This window comes from Nocardia amamiensis NBRC 102102 (assembly GCF_001612745.1).
Classification (GTDB): domain Bacteria; phylum Actinomycetota; class Actinomycetes; order Mycobacteriales; family Mycobacteriaceae; genus Nocardia; species Nocardia amamiensis.
Genome location: NZ_BDBA01000196.1, coordinates 1 through 22,092, shown reverse-complemented (window position 1 = coordinate 22,092; position 22,092 = coordinate 1). Strand labels below are relative to the sequence as shown.

Below are 22,092 nucleotides of genomic sequence, written 5' to 3'. Positions count from 1 at the left end.
CTCCGGCTGGCCGGCGAGCTGGACGGGGCACCGGCCACGTGCCCGGCTGGACGCGCACGTTCGGCCGCTGTTCGAGCCCGCATCGAACTCGAACGCGGCTCCTTGCGCGAAGCGCATACGCTGCTGTTCGCGGCGGCCACCGAGATCGCCTCGACAGCACCCGAGCGGGCGGCGGAGTCGCTGATCCACGCGGCGATCGCGGCGTGGGTCGCCGGGAACCTGGGCGGCATGACCGCGGCGGCCACCGGCATCTGTACTCCGGCCTGCTGTGCACGATCGATGTCGCGAACGACCCGATCGAAACCTACGAGGCACTGGTCGGATTCGCACCGCCGGACATCGACTTCCTCTTACCGCATGCGAATTGGGCTACTCCGCCGCCGGCGAAGACCGAAGACACCGCCGCGACGCCCTACGCCGACTGGTTGATCGCGATCTTCGACCGCTGGTATGACGCCCCGGCCTTGGAGACCAGGGTCCGGCTCTTCGACGACGTGATCGAGCTGCTGCTCGGCGGTCACGGTGGATCGGAATCCGTTGGGCTGTCGCCGATCCGGCTCGCCGTGATCGAGACCGACGGCACCTTGGAGCAGGTCGACGCGCTGAAGTCGGCGTTCGCGGGCGCCACCAGGATCCACGCCGCGCAGGGCGGGAATCCGCTGGACCGAGCGCTCTGGGACCCGTCGGTGGTGGCCAGGCAGATCGGGATCGAGGCGCTGAGCGACACCTGTCGGTCCTGTCCGGTGCACAAGGTCTGTGGCGGCGGGCATTACGCCCACCGGTACCGCGAGCACACCGGCTTCCGCAACCCGTCGGTGTATTGCGCCGACCTGGAGAAGTTGATTCGTCACGTCGAGTCCAGGGTCAGGGCGGACATGACCGCGGCAGCGGGCGGATGAGCGGACCCGGGATCTTCGCCAACCGGGATTTCCTGCTGCTGTGGTCGGGCAACGCGACCTCGCTGGTCGGCAGCTACGGTGTCCGCATCGCCTACCCGCTGCTCGCGCTGTCGATCACCGGGTCACCTGCGCTCGCGGGCTGGGTCGGATTCGCGATCACCGTGCCGAGTCTGATCTTGCAGATACCGGCGGGCATCGCCGCGGACTGCTGGGACCGGCGGCGCATCATGCTGGTGTGCCAATTGGCCGGGCTGACGGCGACCGCGCTGGCCGCATCGGTGGTCGTGCTCGGACTGCCGAATCCCGGGCTGATCCTCGTGGTCACCGCCTTCGTCGAGGGCAGCGCGTACGTCTTCTTCAGCCTCAGCGAGCTGGGCGCGGTTCGCGATATCGTCGCGGCGGACCAGCGCCCGACCGCGTTCTCCTTCCTCGAAGCCGAGCAGCCGATCGGCGTCGTGATCGGTCGCGCGGTCGGCGCCGCCGGCTATGGGGTTGCCCGCTGGTTGCCGTTCGCGGCGAACGCCGTGTCGTATGTCTGCTGCCTGGCCACGCTTTCGGCGATCCGCGGGAACTTCGCGGCGCGTGGCGGGGCCGAACACCGCACCGTCCGCGGGAGTTGGAGCCTGGCCGCGGCGGGTGCCCGGGTGGTGTGGACCGAACCGTTCCTGCGTGCCTCGACCCTGATCAGCGGGATGTCGAACATGGTCATCCAGATCGTCATCCTGTTGCTGATCGTGGAGATCGAGCACGCGGGCCGTCCGGTGTGGACGGTCGGCGTCGTGCTCGGCGCGGCGGGCGTCGGCGGGATTCTGGGCTCGTTCGCAGCATCCTGGCTGACCGGCCGGTTCACCGCCCAGCGGGTGTACCGGGGGTCGCTGTGGGCATGGGCGGCACTGCTGCTGCCGATGGCGCTCACCTCGAATCCGGTGGTGCTGGGAGTGTGCTGGTTCGGTGTCGGCGCGGTCGGCACTGTTGTCAACGTGGCGCTGACGATTTTCCGGGTGAACACCGTCCCCGAGGACACGCTCGGCCGGGCGGTCGGCACCGTCGCGCTCGTCACGGATGGCGCCGTCGCCCTCGGCGCGTTGCTCGCCGGCTATGTGCTGAGTGTGTTGGGCACCGCCGTCACGGCATGGCTTCTGCCGGTAGCCATGCTGCTGCTCGCGGTGGGCGCGACCTACACCGGCAGATCGACCCGACTGCCGTTCGGTGCGTCGCTCCCCGTCGAGGAGCGACGCACCGAGACTTCGCGCTGAGCCCGCGGACTACCTGCCGACGATCAGGCCGTCGCCGTCCGGCGAGACGCTCACCTTGACGTTGTCGCCGTCGGCGACCTCCCCGGCGAGCAGCTCCTTGGCGAGGGTGTCGCCGATGGCCTGCTGGATCAGCCTGCGCAGCGGGCGGGCACCGTAGGCCGGGTCGTAGCCGCGGACCGCCAGCCAGAACCTGGCCGAATCGCTGACGTCCAGCTTCAGCCTGCGCTGCGCCAACCGCTTCTGCAGCTGGTCGAGCTGGATGTCGACGATGCTCTCCAGCTGCTCCTCGTCGAGAGCGTGGAAGATGACCACGTCGTCCAGGCGGTTGAGGAACTCCGGCTTGAACGCCGAACGGACCGCGTTCATCACGAACTCGCGATCACCACCCGCACCCAGGTTGGAGGTGAGGATGAGGATCGTGTTGCGGAAGTCCACGGTACGACCCTGGCCGTCGGTGAGCCTGCCCTCGTCGAGCACCTGTAGCAGGATGTCGAACACGTCCGGGTGCGCCTTCTCGATCTCGTCGAACAGCACCACCGTGTAGGGCCTGCGCCGCACCGCCTCGGTGAGCTGGCCACCCTGGTCGTAGCCGACGTAACCGGGCGGTGCGCCGACCAGCCGGGCGACCGAGTGCTTCTCGCTGTACTCGCTCATGTCGATGCGGACCATGGCGCGCTCGTCGTCGAACAGGAAGTCCGCCAAGGCCTTCGCCAGTTCGGTTTTGCCGACACCGGTCGGGCCGAGGAACATGAACGAGCCGGTCGGGCGGTTCGGGTCGGCGACACCGGCGCGCGACCGGCGCACCGCGTCGGACACCGCCCGCACCGCCTCGGCCTGTCCCACCACGCGACGCCCCAGCTCCTGCTCCATGCGCAGCAGTTTCTGCGTCTCGCCTTCCAGCATCCGGCCCACCGGGATGCCGGTCCACGAGGACACCACCTCGGCGATGTCGTCGGGGCCGACCTCCTCCTTGAGCATGACCTCGCCGTCCCCTGCGGCGGCAGAAGACTTTTCGGCCTCGGCGAACTGCTTCTCCAGCGCGGGGATGCGCCCGTAGCGCAGCTCGGCCGCCTTGCCCAGATCACCGTCGCGCTCGGCGCGCTCCGATTCGCCGCGCAGCGCTTCCAACTGCTCCTTCAGCGCACGCACCTGGTCGATCGCGTTCTTCTCGTTCTGCCAGCGGGTGGTCAGCTGATTGAGCCGCTCCCTGGAGTCGGCCAGTTCGGCGCGCAGCTTGTCCAGCCGCTGCTTGGAGGCCTCGTCGGTCTCCTTGCTCAAGGCGACCTCTTCGATCTCCAAGCGCCGCACCGCACGCTCCACCTCGTCGATCTCCACCGGGCGGGAGTCGATCTCCATGCGCAACCGCGATGCGGACTCGTCGACCAGGTCGATCGCCTTGTCCGGCAGGAACCGGGAGGTGATGTAGCGGTCCGACAGCGTGGCCGCGGCGACCAGCGCGGAGTCGGTGATGCGCACGCCGTGGTGCACCTCGTAGCGGTCCTTGATGCCACGCAGGATGCCGATGGTGTCCTCCACCGACGGCTCCCCGACCATGACCTGCTGGAAGCGCCGCTCCAAAGCGGCATCCTTCTCGACGTGCTTGCGGTACTCATCCAGCGTCGTCGCGCCGACCAGGCGAAGCTCACCGCGGGCCAGCATCGGCTTGATCATGTTGCCCGCGTCCATCGCCGATTCCCCGGTGGCGCCTGCGCCCACGATGGTGTGCAGCTCGTCGATGAAGGTGATGATCTGGCCCGCGCTGTTCTTGATGTCCTCCAGCACGGCCTTGAGCCGTTCCTCGAATTCGCCGCGGTACTTCGCGCCGGCGACCATCGCGCCGAGGTCCAGCGCCACGACGGACTTGCCGCGCAACGACTCCGGTACGTCGCCCGCGACGATGCGCTGGGCCAGGCCCTCGACGATCGCGGTCTTGCCGACGCCGGGCTCGCCGATCAGCACCGGGTTGTTCTTGGTGCGGCGGCTCAAAACCTGGACCACACGGCGGATCTCGGTGTCCCGGCCGATCACCGGGTCGAGCTTGCCGGTGCGGGCGGCATCGGTGAGGTCGGTGGAGTACTTCTCCAGCGCCTGGTAGGTGCCTTCCGGATCGGGGCTGGTCACCCTCGCGCTGCCGCGCACGGCGGTGAACGCCGATCGCAGCGCGTCGGCGGTGGCGCCGTACTTCTCGAGCAGCATCGTCACGTCGGAGTCGCCGTCGGCGAGACCGACCATGACGTGCTCGGTGGAGACGTACTCGTCACCGAGTTCGGTGGCCAGGCGCTGGCCTGCGGTGATCGCGGCGAGCGCTTCCCGGCCCAGCTGGGGCGATGTGGTGGCGCCGGTGGCCCTCGGCAGCCGGTCCACGATGTCCTGTGCCTCGCGTCGCACGGCCGCCGGATCCGTTCCGACCGCCTTCAGCAAGGGCGCGGCGATGCCGTCGGTCTGATCCAGCAACGCCACCAGCAAGTGCGCCGGACGGATCTCCGGATTGCCCGCGGCGGAGGCCGCCTGCAGTGCGGCGGTCAGGGCCGCCTGGGTCTTGGTGGTGGGATTGAACGAGTCCACGAGTCACCTTCCTACTAGTCGATTCGCACGGCACCCAGCGATCTCGCACAACCACCAGCCGGCTCGGCACCGTTCCTAACCATCCAACGCCGAAAAGATTGAGTCTGTTCCGCTCAAGTTTAGCCTTTCGCCGAGCCGGTTCCGACGCTCGTGCCGTGTACTGCTCGCATGCCCGGGACCTGCGTGGTTACCCGAGTTCTCGCCTCCGAGCATGAACGCGTGCCCGCACCGCGCGGACCCTCGGCTCCAGCATGCGCGAAAGCGATGAATCCGACACCGCCGAATGCGGTGATTGCGCACGTCGGCGGCCTTCAGGTGCCTACGATGGCCACGGCCGTCAGTCGATGCATCACTATTCAGCCCTAGTCGAGGAGCCAACGGATGCGCGCGATCGTGGTACGGAAGTTCGGAGCGACACCGGAGCTAGCCGAGATGCCGATACCCGAGCCGGGGCCGGGAACCGTGCGGGTGCAACTCCAGGCGGCGGGGGTGAACCCCTTCGACCAGAAGGTGGCCGCCGGAATACTGGACGGCAGGCTGCCGCACGATTTTCCGGTAATCCTCGGGGTGGACGGCGCGGGCACCGTGGCCACCTTGGGCGCGGGCGTCAGCCGGTTCGCGGTCGGCGACCGGGTGGTGGGCAAGTTCCTCACACCGCCGGTCGGCCACGGCAGCTTCGCCGAGTTCGCGGTGCTGCCCGAAGGCGGCACGCTGGTGCCGATCCCGGTCGGCGTCCCGACCGTCCAGGCCGCGGCGTTGCCGACCGCGGGGGTCACCGCGCAGGATCTCGTGGACGCCACCAATATCCAACCCGGCCAGACCGTGCTGATCGTGGGCGCCACCGGTGGCGTCGGCTCGTTCCTGGTGCAACTGGCCAATATCGCGGGCGCGCACGTCATCGCGACGGCGCGGGGCGACTCCGCCGACCAGATGACCCGCCTCGGTGCGGCCGAGACGGTCGACTACACCGCGGGCCCGGTGCGCGACCAAGTTCTCGCCTCCCATCCCGAGGGCATCGACGTCCTGTTCGACCTGGTGAGCGCGCCCGAGGCGCTCGCAGAGCTGACCAGCCTCGTCCGCGAGGGCGGGACGGTCTACTCCACTACCTTCGCCGCCGACGAGGACGCCTTGCGCGCGCGGTCCATCAAGGGCGGCAACATCGAATCCAAAGGCAAAGCTCCCGAATTGGCCCGGCTCATCCAGCGGGTCGCGGCAGGCGACGTGGTGGTGCCGATCGACGCGACCGTTCCGCTCGCGGAGGGCCCCGCGGTCATCGGCGCGCCCGGCGCGCGCGGCAAGACCGTGCTCGCCATTTGAGCGCCACCTCCGGCCCTGGATCGACGCCCCGCGAGACCGCCCGGAGGTGTGCGTGAGCACTCGACCGCCCGAATTCGGCCTGTTCCTGATCCCCGAAGCCGACAACTACCGGCAGCTCACCGAGCTGAGCGCGTATGCCGACGAGTCCGGGCTCGACCTGATCGGCATTCAGGACCATCCCTACCAGCGCCGATTCATGGACACCTGGACGCTGATCACCGCACTCGCTGCGCGCACAACGCGGGTGAGCTTCTTCCCCGACGTGGCCAATCTTCCATTGCGTGACCCCGCGATTCTCGCGAAATCGGTGGCTTCTCTCGACATCGTCAGCGACGGCCGGATCCATCTCGGCCTCGGCGCAGGCGCCTTCTGGGATGCCGTCGCCGGGATGGGCGGGCCGCGCCGGACCGGCGGCGAGGCGGTGCGAGCCCTGGCCGAGGCGATCGCGGTGATCCGGGCGATGTGGAGCGACGAACGATCGGTCCGCGTACCGGGCGTCTTCTACTCGCTCGCCGGCGCTCACCCCGGCCCACGCCCGCGCCACCATCCCGGCATCTGGGTCGGCGCGAAAGGACCGCGCATGCTCGAGCTGACCGGTCGCCTCGCCGACGGCTGGGTGCCATCGGCCGCGTGGGCGCCGCCGGAGTTGCTCGCCGAAGCGGGCAGGCGCATCGACGACGCCGCTGCGGCGGCCGACCGGGACCCGCTCGAGGTGCGGCGGGTCTACAACGTGTCCGGGACCATCACCGCGGACGGAGCCGACCAGGGCTTCCTCGAGGGCCCGCCCGAGCGCTGGGTCGACGACCTGCTGGCGCTGCACCGCGACCAGCGGATCGACGGATTCGTCTTCTGGCCGACCGACGGGGAACCGGTCGAGCAGATCCGTCGTTATACCGAGCAGGTCGTGCCCGCGGTCCGTGCTGCCGCCGGGGGCTGACCGGCCGTTTCACCGCGACGACGCGGCGAGGGTTTCGGTGCGGCTCGTCCGCGACGCCCCGCAGGGGGCGGGTCAGCGACACCGCCGTTTGCCCACCGATTACCGTTCGGCCGGGTCTTACGCCTTATACCCAACACGACCACGGCATTTTCGGGGATACTTGTCGGCGGGAGACCGCCGGTAACGGGTATGTCCCCGGGCAGAACTACAGGGAAAGGAAGCTCGACGTCGTGGATGCGCGTTCGGCTGCGCTGGTCCGCGCCAATTTTCGTTCGGTGATCGAATCGCCGAATGGACCCGAGCGGTTGGTCAGTGCGTTCTACGGACACTTGTTCGCCGAGAACCCCCGGCTGCGGGAGTTGTTCCCGCCCGCCATGGACATGCAGGCAAAGCGGATAGCCACGGCCATCCAGTACGTGCTCGACCACTTGGAGGACTGGGACCGGGCCCAGAAGTTCCTGGAACAACTCGCCCGCGACCACCGCAAATTCGGCGTCGAGGCCGCGCACTACGACATCGCCGGGCGCGCCCTGCTGGCCGCGTTCCGGGTCTACAACGGCGCCGCCTGGCACCGCGGCCTGGAGGAAGGCTGGCGTGACATCACCATCCTGATCTCCGCGTCCATGGCCATCGGCGCCAACTCCGACAAGTCCCAGCCGTACTGGGAGGCGACCGTGGTCGGTCACCGCCGCGTGCTGGAGGACCTGGCGATCGTGCGCTTGCAGTCCGACGGACCGGTGCCCTACCAGGCCGGGCAGTACGTACCGGTCTGCGTGCCGCAGCGCCCGAAGATGTGGCGTTATCTCTCCCCGGCGATCCCGTCCAATCCATATGGCGAGATCGAGTTCCACGTGCGCAAGATCCGCGGCGGGTGGGTGAGCCCCGCGATCGTCAACGAGACCAGGGTCGGCGACCGGTGGCAGATCGCCGGACCGCTGGGCGGCCTGCACGTCGAACGGGACAGCGGCCGTGACGTGCTGATGATCGGCGCGGGAACCGGCATCGCCCCGCTGCGCGCCCAGCTGATCGAGATGGGCCAGCGCGGCATCAACCCGCGGGTGCACTTCTTCATCGGCGGCCGCTACCCCTGCGACCTGTACGACGTGGAGAACATGTGGCAGCTGTCGCAGAGCAACCCGTGGCTGACCATCGTTCCGGTGTGCGAGCAGAAGACCAACCCGTGGTGGTACCCGCATCCAGCGCAGGACGCACCGTACGGCATGCACCGGCGGCTGATCGGTAACCTGGGCGCCGTGGTCGCGAGCTTCGGCGCGTGGGCGGACCGGCAGATCCAGATCGCCGGGTCGGCGCGCATGATCGCGGACACCCGGCGCGCGCTCATCGCCGTCGGAACGCCCGAACGGATCATCAGCTGCGACCCTGTGTAAACAAAGGAGGCCCCGGTGGGGGATCCGAGCATGCTCGGTAACGGTGCGCATAAGGCGCCGGAGTGGACCTCGACCGTAGTCGGCCATCATCGGCTGCGGCACGACCTCGCGGTGATCCGGTTGATCGGCGAGTTCGTGCCGTTCGCCGCGGGCCAGTCCGTCGATGTGCTGGTGCCGCAGCACCCCGGTGTGCGGCGCAGGCTCTCCCCGGCGCTGCCGCCCTCGCTGGACGGCAAACTGGAGTTCCACGTGCGCACGGTGCCCGGCGGCTGGTGCAGCGGCGCGATCGTGGCCGACACCCAGCCCGGCGACGAGTGGCGGATCAGCGCCCCGCTCGGCGGATTCTGGGTGGACCCGGACGGCGCCGAGGTGGTGATGATCGCGGGCGGTACGGGATTGGCGCCGATGCGCGCGCAGATCCTCGATCTGGCCAGGAAGCCTGAGCCGCCGCGCACCTATCTGTTCGTCGGCGGTCGATACCCGCGCGACCTGTATGCCGAGGACATGCTGTACCTGCTGGCCGGTGAATTGCCCTGGCTCACCGTGATTCCCGTGGTGGAAAGCCCGGAGGACCCGGACTGGGTGGACGAGTGGTACGAGCAGTCCCGCGTGGACATCGGCTTCCCACCCGACGATCTGCTGTACGGCACGCTCGCCGATGTGGTCAGCTCGCACGGCGCGTTCTCCGACCACCAGGTGCTGGTCTGCGGCTCCCCCGCGATGGTGCAGACCACCGTCGAGCGCCTGCTCGAAACGGGCACCCCAGCGGAATTGATCCAATTCGAAGGAATCTGAACAAGCTCGGCGACAAAGTCAGAACAGCGGGTCGTGGCGGATGTTCTTGGCCATGGTGCCCGCCGCCATGAGGCGGAACTTCGTGGTCTGCACCATCGAGGGCGAACCGACGATCTGCACGTCCCGGTCGGCCCAGGGACCGAAGCTCGCGACGACCTTGCCGATCTGCCCGATGACCCGCGGCTCCAGGCTGGGCCACGGGCCGCGCGGCTCGTCGGGTTCGACGTGCCACCACGGGTTGTCCTCGTGCTCGGTCACCGGCGTGACGGTGAGCCAGCGGTTGGCCAACGCCAGGTCGTTCAACGTGTCCAGATCGTAGAGGTCGCACGGATGGTGGCCCCCGATGAACAGGTGCACCTTGGGATTGGTTCGCCGCTGCGCCATCGCCATGAGCTGCGCGCGCAGCGGCGCGAGGCCGGTGCCGCAGCCGACCATCAGCATCTTGCGCTTGGTGTTGCGCGGGATACCGAGTCCACCGAGCGGCGAGCCGAGCAGCCACTGGTCGCCGACGGCGGTCTGGGCGACGATGGCCGAACTGACCCAGCCGCCGAGTACGCCCCGGATGTGGAATTCGATCTCACCGTTGGCGTTCGCGGGCACGGCGGGCGAGAGGTACCGCCACATCCGCGGCCGCGACGGAATCTGCACGCTCAGGTACTGGCCCGCGGCATACCGCATCGGCTGGTCGAGTTGCAGCCGGACGATGATCAGGTTGCGCAGCACTTGGCGCCGCTCGATGACGGTGCCGGTCCACACCGGCGGCGTGCTCTCCTTGTCCGCCGCGCCGATCATGGTGTCGGAGATGATCTTCAGGCCCTCGTCCCAGGCCCGGTCGACCTCGTCGGTCCACATCTCGGTTCCCGCGAACACCTTGACGGCCGTCTTCAGCGCGGTGGCCACGGCGCTGTAGTGCACGGCCTGCACGCCGTATTTGCGGTGGTCCCTGCCCAATTGGGCGAGGAAGGGTAGGAGCTTCTCGGGCTCCTCCAACCGGTCCAGCGCATAGGAGATCGCCTTGACCAGGCGATCGCGCTGGGAGTCCATCGCGGCCGGAAAGAAATCGCGGACGTGCGGGTAGTCGGTGAACAAGATCGCGTAGAACGATCTGGCCAGTTTTTCCGGCCCCCCATCCTCCGCAGCAACCGCCTTGAATGTGGTTCTGATCAAAGCGACAGTGCGTGAATCCATTGCTCTCACAACCCCATTTCGCACTAGTACACGAACCATGCCGGCGAGTGAGGTGCTGCGGGGCCACTCGACAGCAGCCGATGGCAAGGAGTGTAGGCGAGGTTTGCCAGCTACGGAATGTTTCGATGGAACATCACGCGTGCAATTTCGGCAAAACGAGGGCGGAAAGCGAGACACGCCAGAGAAACCGACTGCAAGACGGCGGATCTGGCGCAAAATCGGCCGACTTACCGCCGAATTTGCAAGGCCCCCTTGGGAAATTCCGTCCCGATCGGTCTGTTCCAGCGACTGTGGGGCAACACTGGAACTGTTGACGCGATCACGGAACATCCGGACGCCGCCGATACCGTCGACCAATCTATGGTGAAAACGCCCAGGCGATTCGAGTGAAAATCGCGTGATTTGTACGATATACGACGTACATATCCCGGTTTACCGCCAGCAAATCACTGCGTCCATACCGGAACGACAAGGCCCCCGGACTCGGATCGCGATGCGCGATCGGCGTCCGGGGGCCTGATGGTGTCGTTACCGTCGTCGGTGGCTGTCGTCGCGGCGATTGCGCGGCTGCCAGACGACCAACGCGGTACTGCGTTGCGGAGGCGAGAGATCGGGACGGTAGCCCGCCCGCATCCGCTCCAGCTCGGCCGACAGCTCGGCGACCTGCTGGCGCAGCTCCTCCACCTGATTGGTCAGTTCGATGATGCGTTTGATGCCCGCCAGGTTGACGCCCTCGTCCTGGGACAGCCGCTGCACCTCGCGCAGCAGCTCCACGTCCCTGGCCGAGTAGCGCCGCCCGCCGCCCGAAGTGCGTTGCGGCGTAACCAGTCCCAGACGGTCATACGTGCGCAGCGTCTGCGCGTGCATGCCGGCCAGCTGGGCCGCCACCGAGATCATGAAGAACTCGGCGCGCGCCCCACCGGACGCCTTCTTCGGTTCAGAGGACATCACGCACCTGCCCATCCCGCACGTGGATCGAAACCACCGGCCCGCTCGGCCTCCTGGTAGCGCTTGAGCGCATCCACGGCGTCACTGTCCAGTTTCTGCGGCACCGCCACCTTCACGGTCACCAGCAGGTCACCCGCGCCGCCGCCGCGCTTGGGCACGCCGCGGCCGCGCACTCGCAGGATACGGCCGTCGGCGGTGCCCGGCGGCACTTTGACGCCGACCCGGCCCTCCAGCGTGGGCACCGAAACCGTAGTGCCGAGCACCAATTCGCTGTAGCTGACCGGAAGCACCAGGGTCAGGTCGTCGCCGCTGCGGCCGAAGACCTTGTCCTGGCTGACGTGGACGGTGACATAGAGGTCGCCCGAGGGCGCCCCGCGCAGCCCCGCCTCGCCCTGACCGGCCAAGCGGATCCGTTGCCCGTCACCGACCCCAGGGGGGATCCGCACCGTGATGGTGCGTGTGCGGTTCTGGATTCCGCTGCCGCGGCAGTCGGCGCACGGATCGTCGATGATCGAACCGCTGCCCCGGCATTCGTCGCACGGCTCGCTGAAGCCGAACGCGCCCTGGTTGCGGCTGACCACGCCGTTTCCATTGCAGACCGGGCAGACTCGCGGACTCGTCCCCGGCTTCGCGCCGCTGCCGTGACACGTGGTGCACGGCGAGGGGCTGGTCATCCGCAGCGGAACCGTGACGCCCTGGGCCGCCTCCCGGAAACCGAGGGTCGTCTCGGTCTCGACGTCGGAGCCGCGCCGGGGGCGGCTCGAGGTCCGCGTGCCGCCCCGGTTGAACAGACCGCCGAGCAGGTCGCCGAGGCCACCGTCGCCTGCGGTCGTGCCGCCGAAGATGTCCCCGAGGTTGAACTCCTGCGAGAACCCGCCCGCGCCGGAACCGAATCCGCCCCGGCTGTATCCGCCGCCCGCGAAGAGCTTGCGCGTGTCGTCGTACTCCTTGCGCTTGGCCGGATCCGACAGCACGGCATGCGCCTCGCTGACGGTCTTGAACCGCTCCTCGGCTTTGGTATCACCGGGATTGGCGTCCGGGTGCAAGTCGCGTGCGAGCTTGCGGTAGGCCTTCTTGATCTCGTCCTGCGAGGCAGTGGAGGAAACACCCAGCTCCTTGTAGAAGTCCTTTTCGATCCACTCCCGTTGGCTCACCGAGCATCTCCTCCTCTCGCGTCCTCAGTTGTCGTTCGCGCCGGCATCAACGTCCGATGCCTCTTCTGTCACCCGATCGGCGGTCTCCGCCTCGCCGGCTTCCGTCAGATCGGCCACGCCATCGGTTACCCCGACCAGCGCATGCCGAAGCACCCTATCGCCGAAGCGATAGCCCTTGCGCATGACGATGCCGATCACCGGATCGTGGCCGGAACCCTCGTGCTGCACGGCCTCGTGCAGGGTCGGATCGAAAGACTCGCCCTCCGAACCGAACTCCTCGAGACCCTGCTTTTGCAGCGCGACTGCCAGCTTGTCGGCCACCGACCTCAGCGGGCCCGACTCCAGGTCGCCGTGCGCCCGCGCCCGGTCGAGATCGTCGAGCACACCCAGCAATTCGGTGACCACCGACGCCTTGGCGGTGTCGATCGCGGTCTTGCGGTCGCGCTCGACCCGGCGCCGGTAGTTGGCGTACTCCGCGGTCAGCCGCTGCAGATCGGCGGTGCGCTCGGCCAGTTCGCCGCTGATGGTGTCGGCGAGCGTCTGAGCATCCAGGCCGTTGTCCAGTTCAGCGCCGTTGCCCGACTCCGGCGCCGGGCCGGCCGCGGCGCCGTTGTCCGCGGCCGGTTCGCGAATCTCCCCGGTCTCCGGGTCGATCTTCCGGTTGTCGACGAAGGTGATCGGTTCCTTCTCGGCGTTTGCCTCGCTCACTTCTTCTCCGTGTCGACCGGCTCGTCCACAACCTCGGCGTCCACGACCTGGTCATCCGACGCGGCGCTCGACGCCGCACCGTTGCCGGAGGCCGCGGCATCCGCGGCCGAGGCCTCGTAGATGGCCTGGCCGAGCGCCTGCGACTCGGTCGCCAGCTTCTCCACGGCCGCCTTGACCGCGGCGATGTCGGTGCCCTTCAGAGCCTCGCTCGCCTCGGCGATGGCCGCCTCGACCTTGGTCTTGACGTCCGCGGGGACCTTGTCCTCGTTCTCCTTGATGAACTTCTCGGTCTGGTGCACCAGCGACTCGGCCTGGTTGCGGGTCTCGGCCTCCTCGCGGCGGGCCTTGTCCTCGGCGGCGTGCGCCTCGGCGTCCTTCACCATCCGGTCGATCTCCTCCTTGGACAGGCCGGAGCCGTCCTGGATCTTGATCGTGTTCTCCTTGCCGGTGCCCTTGTCCTTCGCGGTGACGTGCACGATGCCGTTGGCGTCGATGTCGAAGGTGACCTCGATCTGCGGCACGCCGCGCGGGGCAGGCGGGATGCCGGTCAGCTCGAAGGAGCCGAGCAGCTTGTTGTGCGAGGCGATCTCGCGCTCGCCCTGGAACACCTGGATCTGCACCGACGGCTGGTTGTCGTCGGCGGTGGTGAAGGTCTCCGAGCGCTTGGTCGGGATGGTGGTGTTGCGCTCGATGAGCTTGGTCATCACGCCGCCCTTGGTCTCGATGCCCAGCGACAGCGGGGTCACGTCCAGCAGCAGGACGTCCTTGACCTCACCCTTGAGCACGCCGGCCTGCAGCGCGGCGCCGACGGCGACGACCTCGTCCGGGTTCACGCCCTTGTTGGGCTCCTTGCCACCGGTGAGCTCGCGCACCAGTTCGGTGACGGCGGGCATGCGGGTGGAACCGCCGACGAGCACGACGTGGTCGATGTCGGCCACCTTGATGCCCGCGTCCTTGATCACGGACTGGAACGGCGCGCGGGTGCGATCGAGCAGGTCCGAGGTGATCTTCTGGAACTCGGCGCGGGTCAGCTGCTCGTCGAGGAACAGCGGGTTCTTGTCCGCGTCGACGGTGATGTAGGGCAGGTTGATCGAGGTGCTCTGCGAGGAGCTCAGCTCGATCTTGGCCTTCTCGGCGGCCTCACGCAGCCGCTGCATGGCCATCTTGTCCTTGGTCAGGTCGATGCCCGAGCTGGCCTTGAACTTGTCGACCAGCCACTTCACGACCCGCTCGTCCCAGTCGTCACCACCGAGGTGGTTGTCGCCGGAGGTGGCGCGGACCTCGACGACGCCCTCGCCGATCTCCAGCAGCGAGACGTCGAAGGTGCCGCCACCGAGGTCGAAGACCAGGATGGTCTGCTCCTTGTCGCCCTTGTCCAGGCCGTACGCGAGCGCGGCCGCGGTGGGCTCGTTGACGATGCGGAGCACGTTCATGCCCGCGATCTGGCCTGCCTCCTTGGTCGCCTGACGCTGCGAGTCCTCGAAGTAGGCGGGCACGGTGATCACCGCGTCGGTGATCTCCTCACCGAGGTAGGCCTCGGCGTCGCGCTTCAGCTTCATCAGCACGCGGGCGCTGATCTCCTGCGCGGTGTACTTCTTGGCGTCGATGTCCACCGACCAGTCGGTGCCGATGTGCCGCTTGACGGAGCGAATGGTGCGGTCGACGTTGGTGACGGCCTGATTCTTCGCCGGCTGGCCGACCAGCACCTCGCCGTTCTTCGCGAACGCGACGACCGACGGGGTGGTGCGCGATCCTTCCGAGTTCGCTACGACGACCGGCTCGCCGCCTTCGAGAACGGCGACGACCGAGTTCGTGGTCCCGAGGTCGATTCCGACCGCACGAGCCATTGTGTTTCCTCCTAGTTGACGTACCAATCTGTGTCGGTGCTGGGCGAACAACCGCCCTTCGGCGCCCATACCGGACGCCGCAAGACCTCGCCCCTCGCACCTCACGGAGCACGGCCCCAGCAACACTGAGCGTGGTCGGCTCAATCCTGCATCGGCAGGAGGCCGGGAGTCAACCGAAACTTGAGTCGATCACACTCAATCTTGTCGCAATGCTCAACGGACGACTCGCGCGATTAATTCCCGGACGGCGACACCCATCCCCCGCACCTACCGGCGCGCTGTCGACGAACGTCCCCGAATCCGTTGCGCGCCACCGCGACGCTGCCGAGGGGCGAGCGCTCAGCGAGTAAGTCCGGGGTGCACGCCCCGCTCCAACCCATTCGTCGCCGCGAGCTTCTGCAGCAGCCGCAACAGGGTTGTGCGCTCCGCCACATCGAACTCGCGCAGCAGGTCGGCCTCCAACTCGTCGACGACCTGCTGAGCCCGAGCCAGCAGATCATGCGCGGCGGGGAGCAGATAGACAGCGTGCGCCCGCCGGTCGGCCGGATGTTTGCGCCGCTCGACCAGCCCGCGCTTCTCCAGCTCGTCGACCAGCCCGACCATCACGTTGCGGTGGATGCCGAGCGTCTCACACAGCTGCTGTTGCGACTGGCCGTCGTGGTCGCGCAGCACCCGCAGCGTGCCGAAATGCCGAGGACCGATACCGAGCGGGGCCAATCCGTCACCGAACCGGTACGCGGCATGGAACCCGAGCTGGCCGACGAGAAAGGCGACATGGTCGGACAGCGGCGTCGGATCGGCTTCGGTCACGGACCGATCGTAGCATTAACGCACCTTTCATGATTGCCATATTGATTGACAATCACTTCAGGTGCATAGTTTGGGAGTCGGCACTTTCCGCCACCCGAAGAGAGGCCCGCGCCCCATGGAACCCGACCTGAGTACTCATCACCCCACCGACTCCCGCCGCTGGATCGCGTTCGCCGTCGTGCTCGCCGCGGGATTCATGGACCTGCTCGACGTCACGATCGTCAATGTCGCCGTGCCGAGCATCCAGGCCGATCTCCATGCCGAGTACTCGGAGATCGAATGGATCGTCGCGGCCTACGTGCTCGCCTTCGCCGCCGTGCTGATCACCGGCGGCAGGCTCGGCGACATCTTCGGCCGCAAACGGATATTCCTGATCGGGATGGCCGGCTTCACGCTTGCGTCGGCGGCCTGCGGCCTGAGCACCGATCCCGCCATGCTCATCGCCGCACGCTTCCTGCAGGGCGCGATGGCCGGACTGATGGTGCCGCAGATCCTGGCGATCATCCGCGTCACCTTCGCCGAGCACGAACGCGCCAAGGCCATCGCGCTGTACAGCGGCGTCGGCGGATCCGCCTCCGCGGTCGGGCTGTCGCTCGGCGGCCTGCTGGTGCAGTGGGATCTGTTCGACCTGGGCTGGCGGCCGATCTTCCTGGTCAACATCCCCGTAGGCATCCTCGCACTGATCGCGGCGGCGATGGTGATGAAGGAGTCCCGCTCGCCGGCCGCGCCGCGGCTCGACGTGATCGGCATGATCCTCGCCATCGCAGCGGTGCTACTGCTCGTCTACCCACTCGCCGAAGGTCGCAGGCTCGATTGGCCCGCGTGGACTTTCGTCATGATGGCCGCCTCGGTCACGACCTTCGGACTGTTCGTCGCTTACGAGCGGTATCGGGCGCGAACGCTCGGCTCGCCGCTGGTCGACCTGGCGTTGTTCCGGTCTCGGCCGTTCGCGATCGGACTGGGCAGCTGGCTGCTCTTCTGGATCGGACTCGGTGGCTTCTTCCTGGTGTGGACGCTGTTCATGCAGGCGGGGCTGGGGTGGACACCGATGCGGGCCGGGCTGACCGCCGTGTTCTTCGCGGTGGGCGCTGGTATCGGCGCAGGCGTGTCGGTCGGCGTGCTCGCACCGCGGTTCGGCAGGCGGGTGCTGATCGCAGGCGGCATCGTCAACGCCGCGGGTTTCGGCATCTACGGCTGGCTCGCCACCCACTACGGCGCTGGGATCGCAGCGTGGCAGATGGTCTTCCCGCTGATCGTCACCGGGGCCGGGTTCGGCATGGTGGTCGCCCCGACCATCGACCTACTGCTCGGCCAGGTGCCCGCCAAGGAGGCCGGCGCGGCGTCCGGACTCCTCAATACCGGGCAGCAGCTGGGTACGGCACTCGGCGTCGCGCTGGTCGGCGTGGTCTTCTTCACCCAGCTCGACCACGACTCGCAGCGCGGGGTCGACGCGGTGACACCGGAAGCCCGCGCCGAACTCACCATGGCGGGCCTGCCCGCGCAGGCGCAGGACGAGATCCTGGCGAACTTCCGTGCCTGCGTGCGGGATCGGTCCGCGCAGGTCGATCCGACCGCAGTGCCGGACAGCTGTCAGGCCCCCTCGGGGCCGGGCGCCGAAATTGTGGGCCGAGTGCTCAGCGCGGCGGGCACACGGGCGAACGCGGTGAACTTCGCCCACACCTTCGAACGCACGCTGTGGTACGGAATCGGTGTCCTCGCGCTGGTCTGCCTGGGGTTCCTCGCGCTGCCGCGAGGTGCCAAGCTCGAACACCACGAGATCGAGACCGATGTGGTGGGCCCGGAACCGGCGAGGGTGTGAGCGAGATGGACCTTCTGATCATCGGCCGCAGCAGGAACACTGTGGATGCCGCCGTCGAGCAGGTTCGTGCGCGCGGGTTCACCGTGCGCGGTGTCACCACCGACGACGAGGCCCTCGCGGCGCTGGACACCGGGGAGTTCGGCAATCTGCTGATCGGTGGTGGCGTCGAAAAGCGGTCGCGCACCACCCTGAAGGAGCGCGCCGGACGACATGATGTCGCGGTGCACGAAGCTCGTCGCCACGGCCGAGATATCGCTACCTACCTCGAGCAGGAGGTCTACCCACGGCTGCGTCGCAACGCGTGACAAAGCGCCGGGAACCTCGAACGGGTTTACCCGCTCGAGTTCCCGGCGATGCTGTCGGTTCCCTCTTGATACCGCCCTCTGAACTGGCAGAATCGACGCTCATGGAGGTATCAGGGACGATTTCGTGCTGCGATGGCGATGGCGACTACGACGTATTGCAGTGGGACACCCGGGCGGACTGCGAAGTGCGCCAGATCCTCGACCGGGTCGCCGATAAATGGTCACTGCTGGTGATCGCGCTGCTGGATCAGCGCAGTCTGCGGTTCACCGAATTGAAGCGCGCGATCGATGGCGTCAGCCAGCGGATGCTCACCAAGACCCTCCGGCATCTGGAGCGCGACGGCTTGGTCCGGCGCACGGTGTACCCGACCATCCCGCCTCGGGTCGACTACGCGCTCACCCCGCTCGGCGCGAGCCTGCACACCACCATCAAGGCGCTGGTCACCTGGACCGAGACGCATCAGAACGAAATCGCCTCGGCCCGCGACGCCTATGACCGCCGCGCGGCCGAGGAAGCCGCGGTCGGCGCGTGACGGTGCAACTCGTTCCGGTACGGTCCGCGCGCACTAGGGTGGCGACCGGCGTGGCCTGACCGGGCCGCCCGCCGCGCGCCGTCGATCCGAGGAGTCGCCATGAGGGCCGCCGTCGTCACCGCCGCCGAGTTCGAGGTCGCCGAACTGCCCACGCCACGGCCGGGGGCCGGTCAGGTGCTGATCGACGTGTCACGCTGCGGCATCTGCGGCTCCGACCTGCACGCCCGCACGCACGCCGACGAATTGGCCGACTTGGCGGTGGCGACCGGTTACGAACATTTCATGCGCTCGGAGCAGAGCATCGTGCTCGGACACGAATTCAGCGGCACGGTCGTCGATTACGGCCCCGACTGCCGCAGGCGGTGGAAGACGGGCACCCCCGTGGTGGCGCTGCCGATCGTGCGGCACGGCACCCAACCGCATCTGGTCGGGCTTTCGGCCGCGGCGCCAGGCGGCTATGCCGAGCAGGTGGTGGTCCAGGAATCGATGACCGTGCCGATTCCGAACGGCTTGTCCGCCGAACACGCCGCACTGACCGAGCCGATGGCGGTGGCCTGGCACGCCGTGCGCAAGGGACGCGTCGGCAAGGGCCGGACCGCCTTCGTCATCGGCTGCGGGCCGATCGGCCTCGCGGTGATCAGCATGCTGAAGGCCGCGGGCGTGCACACCGTGGTGGCGAGCGATTTCTCGTCGCGTCGTCGCGAGCTCGCGACCGCGTGCGGCGCCGACGTCGCGGTCGACCCGGCGACCGAATCGCCGTGGGAGGCCGCTCCGAGGAAGGGGCGGATTCGTGGCGTCACCGACATCCTCGGCCTGGGTTTCGACACCATGGAAAGGCTGCGACGGGTCCCCAACCTGCCGTGGTGGTATGTCTTCCGGCTGGCGCACACCCTGAACGCGGGACCGGCCGGGCCGGTGATCTTCGAATGTGTGGGCGTGCCCGGGATCATCGATCAGATACTCACGGCGGCGCCGCCGCTGTCGCGTGTCGTCGTGGTCGGCGTGTGCATGGAGGCAGACCGCTTCCATCCCGCGATGGCGATCAACAAAGAGATCGAACTGCGGTTCGTGCTCGGCTACGACCCGGGCGAGTTCCGCGACACCCTGCACATGCTCGCCGACGGAAAAGTCGATCCGACACCGTTGATCACCGGAACCGTCGGGCTGGACGGCGTGGCGAACGCCTTCACCGCCCTCGGCAACCCGGAGCGGCACGCGAAAATCCTGATCGACCCGCGCGACCGCGCCGTCACGCCCGTCTGAGCGCTCGCCTGCTCACGGGGCGGAAGCGAGGATGTCGTCGGCGATCTTCTCGTCCAGCGTCACCCGGACGAGCGCCGCGGCGAGATCCGCGGTGTGGTGGTCCGGCGCCAGGTCGCCCAGCTTGGCGGGGTCTTCCGGCAGCTGGACGCGTTTGGCGCCGCGCAGGGCCCGCTCGTCGAAGTATGGCTGCACCCAGGTCCAGATGTCCTGGATCTCACGCAGGAAGATGTCGCTTCCGGTCGGGCCGATGCCTTGGAACTCTTGCAGCAAATCGGCGGCACGCTTCGGGTCGTTATCCGCCTTCTTGGCGAGTTCACGCAGGTCGCCGTGGTACCGGTCGAGCACCCGCGACGCATTGGCGCCGAGGCGGGTCGCGGCGCTCTCGTCGTACCGGACGTAGTTCGCCCGGTCGAGCGCGTCGACCAACTCCTGCCAGTCCGCGTCCGCGACCCGGTGCGGTGTGCGGTAGCCGTTGGCGATCAGCTCCCGCGCGGCCGCTACCCCGATCTCGGCGGCGATCCGGGTGCTGAGCAGCTGGGCGAGCATAAGCAGCTGGAACAGCGCGGACGGTTTGTCCTCTAGCGTGATACCGGCTTCTTCGGCGTATCCCGTGCCCGCACGGACGAGCAGTTCGTGTACGACATCCTCTTGGCTCATCGTTGCCTCCTCTCGCTACCGGTGGCATACCCGGCGGCAGGTCGGCTACACCGTCCGCGGCCAGGCGTTTCGGCCCGGCGGAGACCACCCTCGGGAGTGCGGCTGGCACCGCGACGCACCAGCTCGGAGGGGCTATTCCGGGAGCAGACTCAGGGCGCCTTCCGCGCTGCGTGCGGCGGTGAGGCAGGCGGTAACGGTGAACTGATCGGCGAGGGGGTGGCGGGCGCGGGCGCGCCATTTCCGGACCGCGGCGACAGCCTGGGCGCGCTGCGCCGCGGGCGCGGCGTCGATCGGCAGGCCGAGACGCAAGTGGGGCGCGGTGCCCGAGCCGCCGATGAGGCGATGCAGCTCGATGAGATCGTCCGTTGGCAAGGCCAGTTCATCGGTGCGCAAGCGGCCGAGCAGGCGTAACTCGGCGAAGCCGTGCACGTCCGCGAGCAGCGTGCGCACCCGGGGCAGCACGCGGTCGGCCGGTGTGCCCGGGTAGGCGGTGAGCACCCTGGCCAGCGCCGTGAGCGCGGAATGCGCCTTGAGCTGGTCGGCGCGCTGCCCGAACTGCACGTCGAGTACCGAGCGCAGCTCGTCGACCCCGCTGCGGCTGGTCAATTCGGCTGCGAGCGTGGCCGAATCGCGCACGCCGAGGCGAATCAGGGTGACCGCCATACGGATACCGAACAGGCCGAATCGCTCGGCGAGCTGTGCGCGCAGCTCCGGCGGCACCGGCAGCGGAACATCCGCGCGCGCGAATCGATCCGCCGACAGCAGCGCGGCGCTCAGCTCGTCGACGGGCAGGCTCGCCAGTGTCTCGAACGCGGCGAACTCCTGCTGACGCAATGTCGCCGCGGCGAAGGCGAGCAGCCCGGCAACCGGGATCACGGCTTGGCACAAGCCCGTTCGCTCGAGTTCCCCGGCGAAACGCGCTGCGACCTCCCGCGCCGAGTGCAACGCGTCGATCCGGCCCGCGCCGATCTCGTCGGCTCGGGAAACCACGCCGACGATGCCGAGCGGACCTGCCGATCCCGGACCACCGTTGGCCGCGGTCCCCGCACCCACGCGCTCCAGGAACTGCACATCTGCCGCGTCCAGCCTGCGCAGCAGATACACGACCGCGTCGGCGCCCGGAATGGCGATGCCGCGCTCCGCCCGCTCGTCGTCCTCCCCCGGCGTCAACAGCCGCGCGGTGCGCCGCGAGACTTCCCGCGACAGCGATGACGTTCCCGGCGTATCGATGATGGTGGTGTGCGCGAGCGCCGCCGCAGGCCATTCCACCTCGAGGTGATCGACCTCGCGCGGCATAGGGGCGCTCCAGTTGAGCCGATCCAGGTCGAAGGTCAGCCCGTGCGTACCGCTGCCGCGCCGCACCACGACGTGCGCGCGGGCGCCGTCCGCCGCATACGCGGTCACGCTCGGGGTGGAGCCGTACCGGTACCACGTGACCACCCTGGTGCACTCGGTCGCATCGGTGGGGGCGATGTCCTGCCCGACAAGGGAATTCAACAGCGTCGACTTGCCCGCCTTGATCGAACCGGCCAGCGCCACACGCAACGGCTGGTCCAGCCGGCGGGCGCAGTCGGCCAGCAGCGCGCGCGGCCGCGGTTCACCCGCCAGCGCCGCCTGCGCCGCGCCGACCAGCCGATGCGCCTCGGCGACGATGCTCGGCACCGTGCCACCTTCACTTCTCACGGAGCTACCGTACCGGCGGG

General features: G+C 68.4%; 19 protein-coding genes. 10 read left to right on the top strand and 9 right to left on the bottom strand.

Going from position 1 to position 22,092, the window contains the following annotated elements; translation table 11 throughout:
* The first annotated feature begins 203 nt into the window (after nucleotides 1-203).
* Both NA4_RS29935 and NA4_RS29930 read left to right on the top strand, forming a co-directional pair.
* On the top strand, nucleotides 204-899 hold the full coding sequence (locus tag NA4_RS29935; protein WP_067477600.1) for a hypothetical protein: 696 nt from the start codon (nucleotides 204-206) through the stop codon (nucleotides 897-899).
* Nucleotides 896-2,155, top strand: a complete 1,260-nt coding sequence (locus NA4_RS29930) for an MFS transporter (protein ID WP_067477597.1) — start codon at nucleotides 896-898, stop codon at nucleotides 2,153-2,155. The genes NA4_RS29935 and NA4_RS29930 overlap by 4 nt, the downstream gene beginning before the upstream one ends.
* Before the next feature lie 9 nt (nucleotides 2,156-2,164).
* On the opposite strand, the gene clpB is transcribed toward NA4_RS29930, so the two are convergent.
* On the bottom strand, nucleotides 2,165-4,720 hold the full coding sequence (gene clpB, locus NA4_RS29925) for an ATP-dependent chaperone ClpB (RefSeq protein ID WP_067477594.1): 2,556 nt from the start codon (nucleotides 4,718-4,720) through the stop codon (nucleotides 2,165-2,167).
* Nucleotides 4,721-5,101: 381 nt separating this feature from the next.
* Here clpB and NA4_RS29920 point away from each other — a divergent pair, with 381 nt between their 5' ends.
* From NA4_RS29920 to NA4_RS29905, 4 genes are all read left to right on the top strand, one after another.
* Nucleotides 5,102-6,037, top strand: a complete 936-nt coding sequence (locus tag NA4_RS29920; RefSeq protein WP_067477590.1) for an NADP-dependent oxidoreductase — start codon at nucleotides 5,102-5,104, stop codon at nucleotides 6,035-6,037.
* A gap of 52 nt (nucleotides 6,038-6,089) precedes the next feature.
* Complete coding sequence (locus NA4_RS29915; protein ID WP_245671645.1) at nucleotides 6,090-6,974, top strand: LLM class flavin-dependent oxidoreductase; 885 nt, start codon at nucleotides 6,090-6,092, stop codon at nucleotides 6,972-6,974.
* 230 nt (nucleotides 6,975-7,204) lie between these two features.
* On the top strand, nucleotides 7,205-8,362 hold the full coding sequence (locus tag NA4_RS29910; protein WP_067477584.1) for an FAD-binding oxidoreductase: 1,158 nt from the start codon (nucleotides 7,205-7,207) through the stop codon (nucleotides 8,360-8,362).
* Nucleotides 8,363-8,392: 30 nt separating this feature from the next.
* The gene (locus tag NA4_RS29905) at nucleotides 8,393-9,157 is read left to right on the top strand and encodes an FAD-binding oxidoreductase (protein WP_067477581.1); all 765 of its coding nucleotides are present in this window, start codon (nucleotides 8,393-8,395) and stop codon (nucleotides 9,155-9,157) included.
* A gap of 18 nt (nucleotides 9,158-9,175) precedes the next feature.
* Here NA4_RS29905 and NA4_RS29900 read toward each other — a convergent pair whose 3' ends face one another.
* The 6 genes from NA4_RS29900 to NA4_RS29875 all read right to left on the bottom strand — a co-directional run bounded on the left by NA4_RS29900 (nucleotide 9,176) and on the right by NA4_RS29875 (nucleotide 15,812).
* Nucleotides 9,176-10,345, bottom strand: coding sequence for an FAD-binding oxidoreductase (locus tag NA4_RS29900; protein ID WP_067477578.1), 1,170 nt, complete (start codon nucleotides 10,343-10,345; stop codon nucleotides 9,176-9,178).
* Between the two features lie 528 nt (nucleotides 10,346-10,873).
* Complete coding sequence (locus NA4_RS29895) at nucleotides 10,874-11,293, bottom strand: heat shock protein transcriptional repressor HspR (RefSeq protein WP_067477574.1); 420 nt, start codon at nucleotides 11,291-11,293, stop codon at nucleotides 10,874-10,876.
* Nucleotides 11,293-12,447, bottom strand: coding sequence for a molecular chaperone DnaJ (gene dnaJ / locus NA4_RS29890; protein WP_067477571.1), 1,155 nt, complete (start codon nucleotides 12,445-12,447; stop codon nucleotides 11,293-11,295). The genes NA4_RS29895 and dnaJ overlap by 1 nt, the downstream gene beginning before the upstream one ends.
* Before the next feature lie 24 nt (nucleotides 12,448-12,471).
* Nucleotides 12,472-13,155, bottom strand: a complete 684-nt coding sequence (gene grpE / locus NA4_RS29885) for a nucleotide exchange factor GrpE (protein WP_067477568.1) — start codon at nucleotides 13,153-13,155, stop codon at nucleotides 12,472-12,474.
* On the bottom strand, nucleotides 13,152-15,002 hold the full coding sequence (dnaK, locus tag NA4_RS29880) for a molecular chaperone DnaK (RefSeq protein WP_067477565.1): 1,851 nt from the start codon (nucleotides 15,000-15,002) through the stop codon (nucleotides 13,152-13,154). Before dnaK ends, grpE begins: the two co-directional genes overlap by 4 nt.
* Before the next feature lie 339 nt (nucleotides 15,003-15,341).
* A complete protein-coding gene (locus tag NA4_RS29875; RefSeq protein WP_067477562.1) occupies nucleotides 15,342-15,812 on the bottom strand; it encodes a MarR family winged helix-turn-helix transcriptional regulator in 471 nt (156 codons plus the stop codon).
* Between the two features lie 115 nt (nucleotides 15,813-15,927).
* On the opposite strand from NA4_RS29875, the gene NA4_RS29870 reads away from it, so the two are divergent.
* The 4 genes from NA4_RS29870 (at nucleotide 15,928) to NA4_RS29855 (ending at nucleotide 19,732) form a co-directional block, all read left to right on the top strand.
* Complete coding sequence (locus NA4_RS29870) at nucleotides 15,928-17,631, top strand: MFS transporter (protein ID WP_067477559.1); 1,704 nt, start codon at nucleotides 15,928-15,930, stop codon at nucleotides 17,629-17,631.
* 5 nt (nucleotides 17,632-17,636) lie between these two features.
* The gene (locus NA4_RS29865; protein ID WP_067477604.1) at nucleotides 17,637-17,936 is read left to right on the top strand and encodes a hypothetical protein; all 300 of its coding nucleotides are present in this window, start codon (nucleotides 17,637-17,639) and stop codon (nucleotides 17,934-17,936) included.
* 101 nt (nucleotides 17,937-18,037) lie between these two features.
* Nucleotides 18,038-18,469, top strand: coding sequence for a winged helix-turn-helix transcriptional regulator (locus tag NA4_RS29860; protein ID WP_067477556.1), 432 nt, complete (start codon nucleotides 18,038-18,040; stop codon nucleotides 18,467-18,469).
* Between the two features lie 99 nt (nucleotides 18,470-18,568).
* Nucleotides 18,569-19,732, top strand: coding sequence for a zinc-binding dehydrogenase (locus NA4_RS29855; RefSeq protein WP_067477553.1), 1,164 nt, complete (start codon nucleotides 18,569-18,571; stop codon nucleotides 19,730-19,732).
* A gap of 12 nt (nucleotides 19,733-19,744) precedes the next feature.
* On the opposite strand, the gene NA4_RS29850 is transcribed toward NA4_RS29855, so the two are convergent.
* Nucleotides 19,745-20,389, bottom strand: a complete 645-nt coding sequence (locus tag NA4_RS29850) for an endonuclease (protein WP_067477550.1) — start codon at nucleotides 20,387-20,389, stop codon at nucleotides 19,745-19,747.
* Nucleotides 20,390-20,521: 132 nt separating this feature from the next.
* Nucleotides 20,522-22,072 (bottom strand): dynamin family protein, encoded by a 1,551-nt coding sequence (locus NA4_RS29845; RefSeq protein ID WP_084497567.1) that lies wholly within the window; start codon nucleotides 22,070-22,072, stop codon nucleotides 20,522-20,524.
* Nucleotides 22,073-22,092 lie beyond the last annotated feature (20 nt).